Source organism: Rothia sp. P5766 (assembly GCF_048513555.1).
Taxonomy (GTDB): Bacteria; Actinomycetota; Actinomycetes; order Actinomycetales; family Micrococcaceae; genus Rothia.
Genome location: NZ_JBLXXS010000005.1, coordinates 62,073 through 77,121, shown reverse-complemented (window position 1 = coordinate 77,121; position 15,049 = coordinate 62,073). Strand labels below are relative to the sequence as shown.

Genomic DNA, 15,049 nt, shown 5'->3' with positions numbered 1-15,049 from the left:
TGAGCTCTTTTTCCCCAGGGTCTGCGCTAGTTGCTGGGCTTATGGCAGGACTATGCAAGGCTCTGGGGCGCTTTGTCCGCTCTGTGACCGATTGTTGCGCCTGGCAACACTGGCGGTTGAGCCCACCACTGTTGCCTATGCGCGCTTACCGATTTATACGGCTGGCCGGTATGAGTACGAGCTGGCACGCTGTATTCTGGCTTTCAAAGACGGTGGCAGAACCGATCTAGCCCCTTACCTTGTGAGTGCGCTCAACCGTTCTCTGCTTGCGCTACTTGCGGGAACTGGAAGCCGGTCTAGCGGCCACCCTCTGCACCTGGTTCCACTGCCGTCCAGTAGAGCCGCAACCCGCCGTCGGGGTTATGCCCCTGCACCTCTTCTTGCCTCGGCTCTGGTGCGTGCTGTGCGAGGGCAAGTGGATGTACGGCTCCTGCCTGTCCTTGAGCCGGTCCCTACCTGGTGCAGGCCAGGGGTGGGGCATCGTACCGGTGCGCAAAAGACCCTGAGTAAGTACGACCGCCAGCGGGCGATGAACGGAAAGCTACGCTTAGGGCAGCCGCTCTTCCACAGCCTGGGGCGTTCATATAAGCTAGCTGGTGCCCGCTGCATACTGGTCGATGATGTGGTCACTACGGGCGCATCCTTAGCAGAAGCCCAGCGTCTCTTGCGCCAGGCCGGGGTGCTGGTGGAAGGGGCTATCGCCGTGGCTCGGGTCCCTCGTGTAGACCTTGCTAACACATGATAGGTTTAGAGCACTTTAGCCCCGTAAAATACGACTGAATTTGCCCGACAAGCTCCCAAGGCAATGACTTGAAACACAAATAGGCGTAAAGTTGCAGTAAGGAATCCACAAGGCAGATTCCCCAATACGAGGCAGTCACAAGGCCCCGTATTCACCCCCTGAGAATGGAGGGAATTGTGGAATTCAAGATCGTCGGTCGCAACGTCAAAGTGGGCCAGCGTTTGCAGGAATACATTGAAAGCAGAATCACCAAGTTTGAAGTTTTGGGTGATAATGTCACCGATATTGAGGTCAAATTCACCAGGGAAAGCGAAAGCGGCCCGGCCTCAATCCGAGCGGAAATAACCGTTATTGGTCGCGGTCCTATCCTGCGTGCAGAATCAACTGGCCAGGACAAGTTCGCTGTGTTTGACGAAACCTACGGCAAGCTCCTTGAGCGCCTGCGTCGCGCACGAGATCGTCGCAAGACCCGTCGCGCCGGTGGCAAGCACCCCGTTTCTGTAGCCGAGGCAACCGGCTCAATGCCTATCATTACCGAAGAGGTTGCGCTCACTGAGATTCGCACCGATGAACTACCGGTTGAAGAAGCCGCATTCGCTGGTGAGTATGACCTGCACGATGAGGTTTCTTCCCCCATCGAAATCAGAAAGAAGAGCTTCCCCGCAGATCATCTGACAGCAGAAGAAGCTGTTGACCGTATGGAGCTGGTTGGCCACGATTTCTTCCTCTTCGTTGACCGCGAAACAGGTGCACCGGCAGCCGTCTACCGGCGTAAGGGTTGGTCCTACGGTGTCATCCTGCTTGAAGATACCGAGAGCTAAGCTCTTCTGAATCGCCCCATGATGGCTCCCTCCCCAATGACGGGGAGGGAGCCATTGTATGGGGCCCTGGTTACTCTCAGGGCTACCTGGGAGCGCCCAATGACCTTAAGAAAAGCTTGTATCACGCCCACAGGTGAAAGAGTCTGAGGGGCTAAAGGACTAAACTACAATAGAGTGAGCATGGTGGGCCTACCCACCTTACGACTATTTCAAATCTACAAGGAGCAAACTTCAGTGGCATCTCTCTTGGAAAAGCTACTCCGCAGCGGAGACAAGAAAGTCCTCAAACAGCTGCGTGCTTACACCGATGCAGTGAACACACTCGAAGACAGCTTTGTCTCTATGACCGATGCTGAACTTCGCGCTGAGACCGACTCCTTCCGCAAACGTGTTGAAGACGGCGAATCCCTGGATCTCTTGCTGCCCGAGGCCTTCGCAGTAGTCCGTGAAGCCTCAAAGCGCACGCTGGGCAAGCGGCACTACGACGTTCAGCTCATGGGCGGCGCCGCCCTGCACCTGGGCAATATCGCCGAAATGAAGACCGGTGAAGGTAAGACCCTGGTCGCTACTGCACCGGCCTACCTGAACGCCCTCTCTGGCAAGGGTGTGCACATTGTTACGGTGAATGACTATCTGGCGGAGTACCAGGCTAACCTCATGGGCCGTGTTTTCCGTTTCTTGGGCATGGAATGCGGCGTCATTTTGGCTAACCAGACCCCCGAAGTCCGCCGTAAGCAATACGAAGCTGACATCACCTACGGCACAAACAATGAGTTCGGCTTTGACTACCTGCGCGATAATATGGCCTGGACCAAGGACGAGCAGGTACAGCGTGGACATAACTTTGCCATTGTCGATGAGGTTGACTCCATCCTGATTGACGAGGCCCGTACCCCGCTGATTATCTCCGGCCCCGCAATGGGGGAGGCCAACCGCTGGTACGGCGAGTTCGCCCGGATTGCCCGCACCCTGGTACCCGGCAAGGACTATGAGGTTGACGAGAAGAAGCGCACTGTGGGCGTCCTGGAAAGCGGTATCGACAAGGTGGAAGATCACCTGGGTATCGATAACCTCTACGAACCCGAGAACACCCCGCTCATCGGCTTCCTCAACAATGCTATTAAGGCCAAAGAACTCTTTAAGGGCAACAAAGACTACGTTGTGATGAACGGTGAGGTGCTGATTGTTGATGAGCACACCGGCCGTATCCTTGCTGGCCGCCGTTACAATGACGGTATTCACCAGGCAATCGAAGCCAAGGAAGAGGTTGAGGTTAAGCCTGAGAACCAGACCATGGCAACCGTGACCTTGCAGAACTACTTCCGCATGTACGATAAGCTCTCGGGCATGACCGGTACCGCCGAAACCGAGGCCGCTGAGTTCATGAACACCTACGAGCTGGGTGTTGTGCCGATTCCCACCAACAAGGACGTTCAGCGTATCGACCAGCCCGATAAGGTCTACAAGAACGAAATCGCTAAGTTCAACGCCGTTGTTAAGGACATTGAGGCCCGCCACGAGTCCGGCCAGCCCGTTCTGGTCGGTACAACCAGCGTTGAGAAGTCTGAGTACCTTTCCAAGCTCCTGTCCAAGGCTGGTATCCGTCATGAGGTTCTGAACGCTAAGAACAATGCCCGTGAAGCGGTAATTGTGGCTCAGGCTGGTCGTAAGGGCGCCGTGACCGTGGCAACCAACATGGCAGGCCGTGGTACTGACATCATGCTCGGTGGTAACCCTGAGTTCGAGGCCGTAGAAACCATGAAGCGTCTGGGCCTGGATCCCAACGATAACCCCGAAGACTACGAGGCCAAGTGGCCCGAGGTCCTCAAGGCCGCTGAGGAAGCGTCAGCCGCTGAACACGATGAGGTCACCGAGCTGGGCGGCCTGTACGTCCTGGGCACCGAGCGCCACGAGTCCCGCCGTATCGATAACCAGCTCCGAGGCCGTTCTGGCCGTCAGGGTGATCCCGGTGAGTCACGCTTCTACCTGTCACTTTCCGATGACCTGATGCGCCTGTTCAACGGTCAGGCTGCCGCCCGCCTGATGGCCGGCGCCCCCGATGACACCGCGCTAGAAGCCAAAATTGTTTCCCGTGTCATTGCCAACGCTCAGGGCCAGGTCGAGGCCCGTAACGCTGAGCAGCGCAAGAACGTGCTCAAGTACGACGATGTTCTCAACCGCCAGCGTGAGGCCATGTACACCGACCGCGCCCAAATTCTTGATGGCGATGATCTGCAAGAGCAGATGAGCAAGTTCCGTACCGAGGTTATTACCTCAACCATTGACGCTCAGGTAGCTGAGGGCCACGCCGAAGACTGGGACTTTGATAAGCTCTGGGAGGCCCTGCGCTCTATCTTCCCCGTGACCATTACACCCGAGGACCTAGACGAAGAAGCGGGGGACCGCACCAAGGTCACCCGTAATCAGATCGTCAAGGAAATCTTGGCTGATGCTGAGCTCCAGTACAAGGAACGCGAAGAGTCAGTGGGGCAAGATGCCATGCGCGAAATTGAACGCCGTGTTGTGCTCTCTGTTATCGGTAAGCGCTGGCCTGAGCACCTCTACGAGATGGACTATCTCAAGGAGGGCATCGGCCTGCGAGCTATGGCTCAGCGGGACCCCCTGGTGGAGTACCAGCGTGAAGGCTACGCCCTGTACCAGGGCATGATGGACGCTATCCGTGAGGAAACCGTTACCATGCTCTATCAGATTGATCTTTCCAAGCAACGTACTCAGCAGACTAACATTCAGCTGAAGATTCCTGCTCAGCCTAAGTTCTTGCAGTACTCGGCACCGTCCGAGAGCGGCCAGACCGAGGTTCATACCGAGGCTGTCAAGGACAGGACCAACGAGCAGATTTCTCTTCTCAAGAAAAAGAAGTAGAAACCCTGCCCCCTAGAAGAAGCCGGCTCCCCGAATATTCGGGGAGCCGGCTTTTTAAGTAGGGAATCCATAAGATTCAGTTAAGGCGCAGGCCCACAGCAAGCGTGAGCCCCTAGGCCTTGTCTATAAATATCGCAGACAGGCAGCACCTAGAGCGTCTTGTCTGTGCCCAGGTACTCCAGCGCGGATCGATGCAGATGCCCGTTGGTTGCCAGGGCGTTGCCGCCGTGGGGGCCGTCCTCACCGGCCAGGGAGGTAAACTTACCGCCAGCTTCGGTGACGATTGGGACCAGGGCCGCCATGTCGTAGAGGCCAAGCTCCGGTTCGGCGGCTATATCGACAGCACCCTCTGCCACCATCATGTAGGACCAGAAGTCGCCGTAGGCACGGGTTCGCCAGACCCTATCGGTCATATCAATGAACTGATCTCGGATGCCCAGTTCCTTCCAGCCACTGAGAGATGAGTAAGAAAGTGAAGCATGGTTCAGAGACCTCACCGATGAAACCGATATGCGGGTGGCCTTAGCCAAGGAACGTCCGGTATAGGCACCGGTGCCTAGAGCTGCCCACCAGCGCCTTTGTAGGGCGGGGGCAGAAACCACGCCAACAACGGGCTGACCGTGATCGAGCAGGGCAATGAGGGTGGCCCATACCGGTACACCACGCACATAGTTTTTGGTGCCGTCGATGGGGTCAATCACCCACTGGCGTGGGGAAGAACCTGTCTCCCCGAATTCCTCGCCCAGAACGGAGTCGCGGGTGCGGACGCGGGAGAGCTGGGAGCGGATATGCTGTTCAGCTTCGCGGTCTACCTCGGTGACAGGGGTGAGATCGGGTTTGGTCTCTACGGTGAAATCCTGCGCGTTGAAACGAGCCAGCGTGAGCCGGTCAACGGAGTCAGCCATGATGTGAGCTAGACGGAGGTCATCGTTGTAGTTGGTCATGTGTCTTTACCCTTGAGTGTGTGGTCGCTAGGAGGCTACGACGCCAAGTTCTTTTTCGGAGTCACCGGTTTCTTCATCGACGCGAAGAAGTTTGCGGAGGGATTCTAAACGCTCTGCACCTGCGGCACCGGCTAGGCCTGCTTCAACGTAGGCCTGGATTCCACAGTTGGGGCTTGCAGAAGCGTGGGTGCACCCTTTGGGGCAGTTGGCTGAGCCGGGGGCTAGGTCGCTAAAAGAAGCAACCAGGGTTTCTGGCTCAACATGGGCTAGGCCAAAGGAACGGATGCCGGGGGTGTCAATAATCCAGGTTCCGGCCTGCTTGTCTTTGGGTTGCAGTGCCAGGGCGGACGATGAGGTGTGCCTGCCGCGCCCGGTGACAGAGTTGACGTGGCCGGTGGCTCTCTCAGCGCCGGTGAGCGCATTGACCAAAGTGGACTTGCCGACACCGGAATGGCCAAGGAGGACCGAGACTGACCCGGTGAGAAGGTCACTGAGCTGGTCGATCAGGGACAGATCAAGGCCCTCGGAGCCCTCTTCGCTGGGGGCTCGACCGTCCCGGGCCTTAGAAAGCACAAGGGTGAGCTCAACGTCTTTATAGTAGTCCAGCAGACGTTGGGGGTATTTCAGGTCGGTCTTGGTAATACAGAGAACCGGGTCAAGGCCGGCATCAAAGGCAGCGGCCAAGGAACGGTCAATGAAGCCGGTGCGGGGCTCGGGGTTTTCTGCGGCCACCACAATAACCAGCTTGTCGGCGTTGGCAACAACGGCCCGCTCGATGGGGTCGGTGTCATCGGCGCTACGGCGCAACAGGTTCGTGCGCTCTTCAATACGGACCAGGCGGGCTAGCGTATCAGGCTTACCGCTGGTGTCACCCACCAGCGCAACCCGATCGCCCACCACAATGGGGCAGCGGCGCAGTTCCCGGGCACGGACGGCTGTTACCCGGCGCTCTGTTGAGAGACCCTCATCGAGTACCGCTGTGTAGCGGCCACGGTCAACAGTAACGATACGACCGATGTGAGCATCAGCATAGGAGGGGCGGTCCTTGGTGCGTGGGCGGGAACCCTTCTTATTGGGGCGAACCCGCACGTCGCTTTCATCCCAGGTGCGGCGCATTAGCGGTCACCAGCCTTGAACTGGTCCAGCATGTTCATCCACAGACCGGTGAAACCGGGCAGGGTTTTAGCAGTGGTTTCAACCTCCTGCACGATGACCTGGGGAAGGTGCAGGCCGATAATGGCGGCGGCTGTTGCCATGCGGTGGTCGGCGTAGGTCAGGAAGAACCCGCCGTGCTGAACCGGAGCTGTAACTTTGATGCCGTCCTCTGTTTCTTCCGCTTGGCCTCCCAAACGGTTGATTTCAGCGGTAAGGGCCGCCAGCCGGTCAGTTTCGTGCCCCCGCAGGTGAGCAATACCTCTGAGAACGCTGGTGGCCGGTGAGAGCGCGATCAGCGCGGCAACTGTAGGTGCCAGCTCGCCGGCTTCTGACAGGTCAAGGTCAAGACCGGGTAGGCCCGCTACGGCACCGCCAGCTGGGCCGGTGACAGTCAGGTTCCCGTCATGTAGCTCAACCTGAGCACCGAGCTGGGGCAGAATAGTGAGCCAGTGATTACCGCCCTGGGTAGTGTGTTCGGGCCAGCCTGCAATAGTGACCTGCGCGCCGGTGACCACTGCTGCGGCCAAAAAGGGCCCAGCGTTAGAGAGGTCGGGTTCTACTGTGACTTCGAAACCGGGGAAGCCGCCGGGTGCTACCGTCCAGGTGTTGGCTCCATCGAACTCGACTGCGATACCGAGCTCCCGCATAGTCTCAACAGTCATCTCAATATGAGGCATGGAGGGCAGCGCCCCGCCCTCATGGTGCAGAATCAGCCCCTGAGGGAGCCGACAGGCGGCTAGAAGCAGGGCAGAAACAAACTGCGAAGACTCAGAAGCGTCAATGGTAAGCTCAGCAACCTGGTGCCTGCCGTCTGAAATCAGGGTAAAGGGAAGAGCCCTATCTCCGCCCTCCTCAAGGGTGGCACCTAGACTGCGCAAGGCATCGATGACCGGGCCCATAGGTCGAATTCGAGCGTGGGGGTCACCGTCAAAAGAAAACCTACCGGGGAGCAGAGCTGCCACCGGGGGAACAAAACGCATGACCGTACCCGCTAGGCCCACATCGATGGAGGCTGTCTTAGGCTGTGGGTGAGAAAAATTCAGGGGAGTAACTCGCAGATCCGGCCCAAAGGGACTGCCTGTTGGAATCTCATCGAACCGGGCACCCAGCTCGCTGAGGGCGGCAATCATCAGAGCTGAATCGCGGGAATGCAGGGGTGCATGGATAATCGAGGGGCTATCGGCAAGGGCCGCTAGCACAAGGTAGCGGTTGGTGAGCGACTTGGAGCCCGGGATCTCAAGGCGGGCTCGAGCGCCTGGTTGCACCGATACGGTGGGGGCGTGCCAGTCACCATCTGCTACTGACACTGTGCTGGGCACATCAACCACGAAAAACCTACCTACCTTTTCTTATAAGGGCATACTGCTACCTATTTTAGGTTGCTAGAAGGGGTAGAAGAAAACCCCGCACCGTTTGGTGCAGGGTTTTCTAGTTTTTGGCCGCCCTTAAAGTCTTAGGCAGACAGCAAATCGCTGACCTTCTTTTGCGCATCGTGGGCTACATCCTGCACCTCAGAGGCAAGCCGTGAAGACTTGTGGGCCACCTTGTCGCTGAGCTTAGATGCACGCCAAACCAGTGAAGGGTTGCCATTGGTGTCTACTGCTGAAATTGCGATAGCACCCAGCAAGGAGCCGTTGGCAAGGGCAACATTGCGGCGGGCTGTTTTTTCGTTCTTAGTGTTGGCCTCAGCGGCACGGTACTCAACGTAGGAGTTGATGGCCCCGGTGATGAAAAGCTGTGTGGCGGCCAAACGGGGGAACTTTCCCAGAGCAAAAAGCGTACCAGCGGCAACCTGAGAACCCGCCAGAACCTTACCGACCAGTTCTTCCTGCCCCTTGAGGGCCTTGAGCTGGGGGCTGATGCTAGCTGCCACATCGACTAGCTTGGTCAGGTGCTTGGATGAACCTGGGGTACGCAGGCGGTCAACACCCGAGACAATAAAGCTAGAAGCCAAGAGGGGGCGAGCAACTTTACGAACCAAAGACATGATTTTCTCCTTTGAGGGGGGTCCCACCGCAGCGCGATAGATTCTTTCAGTTCCCAGCATACAGAGCCGAACAGGTTCAGGGGGCCGGTACACCCTGAGGCAGGCGACAAGAATCAAAAAATTCACGGGAATAAAAGGGGCAGGAGATAGTGTTATACCCTGTGTCGCCCAGGGTACTGTTACCCGCTACTGGCAGGTAGAGTAGGACGATAAGACCCCAGATACGGGAGGGACATGACCACCACAGGCTCCATGGAAACCGCAGGAGACACCGGGCAAAGCCAGAAGGAAGGCCCCGAGCTGAATGCTGGGCAAAAAGCCAGGTTTGAAGGCGAAGCCCTCCAGTACGTGGACCAGCTCTACGCGGCGGCTCTGCGCATGGCCCGCAACCCTCAGGACGCCGAGGACCTGGTGCAGGAAGCCTACATGAAAGCTTTTGCTGCATTCCACCAGTACAAGCCCGGCACCAACCTCAAAGCCTGGCTTTACCGGATTCTGACCAACACCTACATCAATGTCTACCGCAAGCGTCAGCGGGAACCCTACCAGGCCAACACCGATACGGTAGAGGACTGGCAACTGGCGCAGGCAGGTGCCCACGACTCACGTGGCCTGCCCTCCGCCGAATCAGAGGCCCTGGCCCGTCTTCCCGACAGTGACGTCAAAGAAGCCCTCCAAGCAATCCCGGAGGACTTCCGCATGGCGGTCTACTACTCAGATGTTGAGGGTTTTTCCTACAAAGAAATCTCCGAGATTATGGATACCCCTATCGGCACCGTCATGTCCCGCCTGCACCGTGGGCGCAAACTTTTACGTGACAAACTTACAGACTATGCAGCTGAACGCGGCATCAAGACCTCGGTTTAAGAAAGGAGCCATCATGCCCACGGCACACGGCGCAGACGGCGCCCCCAACCCCTGCCAGGAACGACTCACCAGAATTTACGACTACCTGGATGACCCACTGAGTTGCCAGGATCTCGAAGAGCTCCAAGCCCACCTGGCCGAGTGCAAATATTGTGCTCAGGAATACGACCTCGAATGTATTATCCGGCAGGCGGTGCGAAGAACCTGCTCCGAAAGGGCGCCCCAGGATCTCAAGAGCCGTATCCGGGACTGCATCGACACCCTGCACAGCCAGGCCCATACCGAGGCCTAGGTGCGTCAGACATACGAAAGGGCCCTCACTCTGTGAAGAGTGAGGGCCCTTGGTGATTGCCTTATGAATTGGGGCGCTTACCGTGGTTAGCGCCACCCTTACGGCGATCCTTACGCTTGCGACCGCGCTTGCTCATATGAGCCTCCTTGATCAAGGTGGAGTGCCCGCCAGGATAACGGAGCACAAAATGGTCGATAGCACCCGTTAACAGGCACTTCTCACCATTTTGGCATACCTTAGCCCTGATTGCACAATACTGCTTTGAATATCACGCCAGTTTGTTGGCTTAGACCGGCTCAGAAATCTGGAGCCAGTTGTACCAGCCGCGGTGAAGAACCAGCCAGGCAATCAAGCCGTATCCGGACTGGCCCGGGCGGCCGTCGTTAGCGGCAAGGTCGTTGCGCCACTGCTCGTGGTGAAGGAGCGGGTTGAAGGTATCAACGTAGACGTGGTTACGGCGGGTAACCACATCGGCGTAAGCTGCGGAGAGGTCAGCAATCTTGCGGTTGCGCTCGGAGTCCAGGGTGGGGGGAGGGCCAACTACAAGAACCTTGACATTGTTCTGAGAAGCCATATCGACCATGTTCGCTAGGTTCAGGCGTGAACGTGCGCTGGTGATACCCAGGTCAATGTCAAAAGTGGAGGGCGCGATCACCAGGCGGTTATCGTGACCCTGGGCAAAACGGCGGCTGGCTTCTTCAAACCAGCGTGAGTTGAGCTGTTCACTGCCTTCACCGGGGGCTGCCAAGTTATAGGCCGAGATGGAGGCTGAGTTCTGGGGGGTGCGTGCCATAACGCGACCAAACCACCCCAGGGTGCGGGGGTCCCCAACGCCTGCGAGCAGTTCATCGCCAACGGCTACAAGCCGAATTTTTCGCTGATCCACGTGCTTCTTTCTCTAGGCCGTGGGGTAAGTGCCCCACAGCAACGGTTGTCTTATTTCTTTCTTAGTCTAAACCCTGGGAGCCAGCCAACGCACGCTCGCAAGGCCGGTAGCGCCTGTTTTTCAGTCAGCCGGGACTAAAAACAGGTGCTCCACTGTCAAAAACGGTGGAGCACCTGCTTGGTGAGCCAGGGGCTAAGAGAGTTAGCGGTCAAACACCTCGGAAATGAGGTTATTGAGCTCACGCTGGTGGCGCTTGCCGGTACCCGCAGCGGGCGAGGCAGCGGCTGGGCGGGAGACCAGAGCCATCTTGTAGCCAATCTGGGGGAGCAGGTTGACCGCCATGAAGGGCCACTGGCCCTGGTTGGCAGGTTCGTCCTGAGCCCAGATGACCTCGGCATTGGGGTAGGCCGCAATCTGTTCCTTGATCTCCTGGGCAGGGAGCGGGTAGAGCTGCTCTACGCGCACCAGCGCGGTGGTCCTGTCATTGCGCTTAGCTCGCTCAGCCTCGAGGTCGTAGTAGAGGCGGCCGGAGACAAAGACCAGGCGGGTGACCTCGGCCGGGCTCAGATTGGCCTGATCCTCAATCACGGGCTTGAAGCTACCGGTGGTGAAGTCCTCTACCGACGAAGCTGCGGCCTTCAGACGCAGGAGCTGCTTGGGGGTAATCACAATCATCGGCTTGTGGGGGCGTGAGTGCGCCTGGCGGCGTAGCAGGTGGAAGTAGGATGCTGGGGTAGAGGGAACCGCAACAGTCATATTGTTCTCAGCGCACAGCTGCAGGTAGCGCTCCATACGGGCTGATGAGTGGTCCGGGCCCTGGCCCTCAAAGCCGTGGGGCAGGAGCAGAACCAGCGAGGAACGCTGAGCCCACTTCTGCTCAGCGGAAGAGATGAACTCGTCCACAATGGTCTGGGCGCCGTTGGCGAAGTCACCGAACTGGGCCTCCCAGAGCACCAGGGAATCGGGGCTTTCCACGGAGTAGCCGTATTCAAAGCCCATGACACCGTACTCAGAGAGCAGGGAGTTGTAGATAGCGTACTTGCCCTGGGTCTCGGAGAGGTGGGCCAGCGGGTTCCACTCTTGGTCGGTCCTTGAGTCGTGTAGAACCGAGTGACGCTGGACGAAGGTGCCACGCTGGACATCCTGGCCGGTGAGGCGGACATTGCGGCCTTCAAGGAGCAGGGAGGCAAAGGCAGCAAGTTCGCCAAAGCCCCAGTTAATCTCGCCCTCGGTGGACATTTTCACACGCTGATCCAGGAGCTTCTTGAGCTTCTTGTGAACGGTGAAGCCTTGGGGAACCTCTGCAAAGGCCTGGCCAATACGGGCCAGGGTCTCGGGCGAGATAGCGGTTTCACCGGCAACACGAACGGAGTCCTCATTCTGCTGGGCGGCAGGGCGCTCAATGTTCGAAACTGCTGCTGCATCGGCAGTGACCAGGGGAGCAGAGGATGACTGAGCCTCGTGAGTTTCGGTGAAGATCTGCTCCAGGCGGCTCTGATAGTCCTTGAGCGCGCGCTCGGCTTCATCCTGGGTGATGTCGCCACGACCTACCAGCGCCTCGGTGTAAATCTTGCGGGTTGAGGGGAGCTCCTCAATCTGCTGGTACATCTTGGGCTGAGTCATTGAGGGATCATCGGCCTCGTTGTGGCCGCGGCGGCGGTAGCAGACCAGGTCGATAACGACATCCTTGTTAAAGGCCTGGCGGTAGGCAAAAGCGATAGAGCCCGCGCGTACAACGGCCTCGGGGTCATCGGCGTTGACATGCAGGATAGGTGCCTGAATCATGCGGGCAACGTCGGTGGAGTAGGTAGCGGTACGACCATCGCGCGGAGTAGTGGTGAAGCCAACCTGATTATTGACCACAATGTGGACGGTACCGCCGGTGGTGTAACCCTCCAGCTTGGACATCTGCAGGGTTTCCATAACGATGCCCTGGCCAGCAAAGGCGGCATCGCCGTGAACCAGAATGGGCAGGACCGGGTAGTTGATGATGCCCTGGTCAGCGAGGGCATCCTGCTTAGCGCGGACGATTCCCTCAAGTACGGTGTTGACCGCTTCAAGGTGAGAGGGGTTAGCGGCCAGGTAGACCTGGGTCTGGTTGCCGTTGTGGGAAGTGAAGACACCCTCGGTACCCAGGTGGTATTTAACGTCACCAGAACCGCCGGTGAGGCGCGGGTCAAGCTGGCCCTCAAATTCACGGAAAATCTGTGCGTAGGACTTGCCGGCAATGTTGGTCAGTACGTTCAGGCGGCCACGGTGGGCCATGCCGATGCCAACGCCCGAAAGTCCGGCGTCGGCAGCTTCGGAAATGACCGAGTCCAGGAGCGGAATCAGCGACTCGCCGCCCTCTAGGGAGAAGCGCTTCTGGCCCAGGTACTTGGTCTGCAAGAAGGTTTCAAAAGCCTCAGCGGCGTTCAGAGTACCCAGGACGCGGAACTGTTCATCACGGGAAGGCTTGGTGTAGCCGTGTTCGAGGCGGTCCTGGAACCACTGGCGCTCTTGGGGGTTCTCAATGTGCATGTATTCCACGCCCAGGGTACGGGTGTAGGCTTCGCGCAGGAGTTCCAGAATGGTGCGCAGGGGCAAGGATTCCTTATCGCCAAACCCGCCGGTGGGCCAGTGGCGGTCAAGATCCCAGAGGGTGAGCCCGTAGTTTTCCAGCCGCAGGTCCGGGTGGGAGAGCATCTGGTAGCCGATGGGGTTGGTCTGGGCAATCAGATGACCGCGTACACGGAAAGCGTGAATGAGCTGCTGAATGCGCGCGACCTTGGAGACCTCAGCCTCGGGGTTAACCTGGTTATCGCGGGCCCAGCGGACGGGCTCAAAGGGGATGCGCAGGTCCTCAAAAATCTGGTCGTAGAAGTTGTCGCCACCTAACAGGTAGTGCTCCACCAGCTTGAGGAATTCACCAGAACCGGCACCCTGGATAACGCGGTGGTCATAGGTGGAGGTCAGGGTCAGGATCTTGGAGACACCGTTGCGGGCAATGACCTTATCGGAGGTGCCACGGTACTCGGCCGGGTAGTCAAGGGCACCGGCACCGATAATAGCAGCCTGCCCCTTGGAGAGGCGTGGCACGGAGTGAACGGTCCCGATGCCGCCGGGGTTGGTCAGTGAGACGGTGGTTCCCTGGAAATCCTCTACACCGAGCTTGCCTTCGCGGCCGCGCTGAACGATGTCGTTGTAGGCATGCCAGAACTCGGAGAACGACAGCGACTCTGCACCCTTGATATTAGGCACTACCAGGTTGCGGGAGCCGTCAGGGCGAGGTAGATCGATAGCCAGACCAAAATTGACGTGGGCGTGCTGAATAGCGGCGGGCTTACCCTTGGCGTCCTCACCGTAGCTCACGTTCATGGAGGGGAAGTTTGCCAGTGCGCGAATGATGGCGTAGCCAATGATGTGAGTGAAGGAGACCTTACCGCCGCGAGTGCGAGCCAGGTAGCTGTTAATCTCTGTGCGGTTATCGATAAGCAGCTTAGCGGGTACCGCGCGCACGGTGGTGGCGGTGGGAACGCTCAGAGACTGATCCATGTTGGTGGCAACTGCTTTGGCAGGGCCACGGAGGGTGACAATCTGGTCTTCTTCGGGTGCAGTGCTCACAGGTTCTTCTTTCTGAGGAGCTGGGGTGGTTACCTGGGGTGATGAAACAGCGGGCGCAGGACTAGTCGCGGCGGGCTGGGGAGCTGCAGGTTGTTGAGTAGAGCGCTGGGGCGAAGTTGCCTGCTGGGTGACCGGTGCCTTGGCGGGAGTTGCATTAGCTGTGGGGGCACCTTTGCCTACCCACTGTTCGAAGAGGGGCCACCACTTCTGATCGACCGCACTGCGGTCTGCCTCAAACTTCTCAAAGAGTTCTTCAACGAGCCACTCGTTGCCCGCAAATTCTTCAGGCACAGTATGTTCTGGCTGGTTTGGCACTGTCTAACGCCTCTTCCATCTCGTATGGTCATTGGGCACCGCAAGGTTCTTGGGCGCCGGGCTGAATGGTTCATCGCGCACACCCTTGGGCGCGTGATGTATTGCATATCTTTGTCTAGTTTAGGAGTGTTCAGGGCATACGTCCAACACGCCCCACCGGGCAAAGAGCCAGTAAAGGGTCAACCTCTGGTGGGGGTAAAGCTCATACCCCACTGGCTAGGGCTGTGTACTTAGCTGATAAAGCGACATTAAGCCACGGGGAACATGCGTCAATAGATGGTCTTGTGTGGGACTATGTTGGTTCATGTGATGGGCCAGTGCCATATGCTTCTTTCTAAAGAATGAGACAGCTGCCCCTTACAATTTCGCACCCGGTGAAAGCAACCGCGCGCCTCTCTTGAGTTTTCGCTAGAATGGGCGACTATGGAAGACCCTTCTAGTTGTCGCTGCACTCAGCAGCTTTCTAACATACACCTGGGCAAGAGCCCCGTAACATATCGACATGATGCTCCCGCACTTGCCTTAGTGCCAACCTTTGCTAACGGGGCGGTGAA

General features: G+C 58.1%; 12 protein-coding genes. 5 read left to right on the top strand and 7 right to left on the bottom strand.

Annotated elements, in window-relative coordinates; genetic code table 11:
- Window positions 1–52: 52 nt before the first annotated feature.
- The 3 genes from ACN08V_RS03845 to secA all read left to right on the top strand — a co-directional run bounded on the left by ACN08V_RS03845 (window position 53) and on the right by secA (window position 4,446).
- Window positions 53–742 (top strand): ComF family protein, encoded by a 690-nt coding sequence (locus ACN08V_RS03845; RefSeq protein WP_419104605.1) that lies wholly within the window; start codon window positions 53–55, stop codon window positions 740–742.
- Window positions 743–918: 176 nt separating this feature from the next.
- Complete coding sequence (gene hpf, locus ACN08V_RS03840; RefSeq protein ID WP_419100545.1) at window positions 919–1,563, top strand: ribosome hibernation-promoting factor, HPF/YfiA family; 645 nt, start codon at window positions 919–921, stop codon at window positions 1,561–1,563.
- A gap of 234 nt (window positions 1,564–1,797) precedes the next feature.
- Window positions 1,798–4,446 carry a preprotein translocase subunit SecA gene (secA, locus tag ACN08V_RS03835; RefSeq protein WP_419104604.1) on the top strand — a complete coding sequence of 883 codons (2,649 nt, stop codon included), beginning with the start codon at window positions 1,798–1,800 and terminating at the stop codon, window positions 4,444–4,446.
- A gap of 149 nt (window positions 4,447–4,595) precedes the next feature.
- Here secA and hisN read toward each other — a convergent pair whose 3' ends face one another.
- The 4 genes from hisN to ACN08V_RS03815 all read right to left on the bottom strand — a co-directional run bounded on the left by hisN (window position 4,596) and on the right by ACN08V_RS03815 (window position 8,532).
- On the bottom strand, window positions 4,596–5,390 hold the full coding sequence (gene hisN / locus ACN08V_RS03830) for a histidinol-phosphatase (protein ID WP_419104603.1): 795 nt from the start codon (window positions 5,388–5,390) through the stop codon (window positions 4,596–4,598).
- 27 nt (window positions 5,391–5,417) lie between these two features.
- Window positions 5,418–6,506, bottom strand: coding sequence for a ribosome small subunit-dependent GTPase A (rsgA, locus tag ACN08V_RS03825; protein WP_419100542.1), 1,089 nt, complete (start codon window positions 6,504–6,506; stop codon window positions 5,418–5,420).
- Window positions 6,506–7,873 (bottom strand): 3-phosphoshikimate 1-carboxyvinyltransferase, encoded by a 1,368-nt coding sequence (gene aroA, locus ACN08V_RS03820; protein ID WP_419104602.1) that lies wholly within the window; start codon window positions 7,871–7,873, stop codon window positions 6,506–6,508. Before aroA ends, rsgA begins: the two co-directional genes overlap by 1 nt.
- Window positions 7,874–7,998: 125 nt before the next feature.
- Window positions 7,999–8,532 carry a DoxX family protein gene (locus ACN08V_RS03815; RefSeq protein ID WP_419104601.1) on the bottom strand — a complete coding sequence of 178 codons (534 nt, stop codon included), beginning with the start codon at window positions 8,530–8,532 and terminating at the stop codon, window positions 7,999–8,001.
- 252 nt (window positions 8,533–8,784) lie between these two features.
- Here ACN08V_RS03815 and ACN08V_RS03810 point away from each other — a divergent pair, with 252 nt between their 5' ends.
- Both ACN08V_RS03810 and rsrA read left to right on the top strand, forming a co-directional pair.
- A complete protein-coding gene (locus ACN08V_RS03810) occupies window positions 8,785–9,399 on the top strand; it encodes a sigma-70 family RNA polymerase sigma factor (RefSeq protein ID WP_419104646.1) in 615 nt (204 codons plus the stop codon).
- Between the two features lie 13 nt (window positions 9,400–9,412).
- Window positions 9,413–9,691, top strand: coding sequence for a mycothiol system anti-sigma-R factor (gene rsrA, locus ACN08V_RS03805; protein WP_419100539.1), 279 nt, complete (start codon window positions 9,413–9,415; stop codon window positions 9,689–9,691).
- Between the two features lie 61 nt (window positions 9,692–9,752).
- Here rsrA and ACN08V_RS03800 read toward each other — a convergent pair whose 3' ends face one another.
- The 3 genes from ACN08V_RS03800 to ACN08V_RS03790 all read right to left on the bottom strand — a co-directional run bounded on the left by ACN08V_RS03800 (window position 9,753) and on the right by ACN08V_RS03790 (window position 14,495).
- Window positions 9,753–9,827: a 50S ribosomal protein bL37 gene (locus tag ACN08V_RS03800; RefSeq protein ID WP_377129465.1), complete on the bottom strand. Its 75-nt coding sequence runs from the start codon at window positions 9,825–9,827 to the stop codon at window positions 9,753–9,755.
- A 150-nt stretch (window positions 9,828–9,977) separates the two neighbouring features.
- Entirely contained in the window at window positions 9,978–10,577 is a 600-nt protein-coding gene (locus ACN08V_RS03795; protein ID WP_419100538.1) for a GDSL-type esterase/lipase family protein, read from the bottom strand.
- Window positions 10,578–10,778: 201 nt separating this feature from the next.
- Window positions 10,779–14,495 carry a multifunctional oxoglutarate decarboxylase/oxoglutarate dehydrogenase thiamine pyrophosphate-binding subunit/dihydrolipoyllysine-residue succinyltransferase subunit gene (locus ACN08V_RS03790; RefSeq protein ID WP_419104600.1) on the bottom strand — a complete coding sequence of 1,239 codons (3,717 nt, stop codon included), beginning with the start codon at window positions 14,493–14,495 and terminating at the stop codon, window positions 10,779–10,781.
- Between the last annotated feature and the right edge of the window lie 554 nt (window positions 14,496–15,049).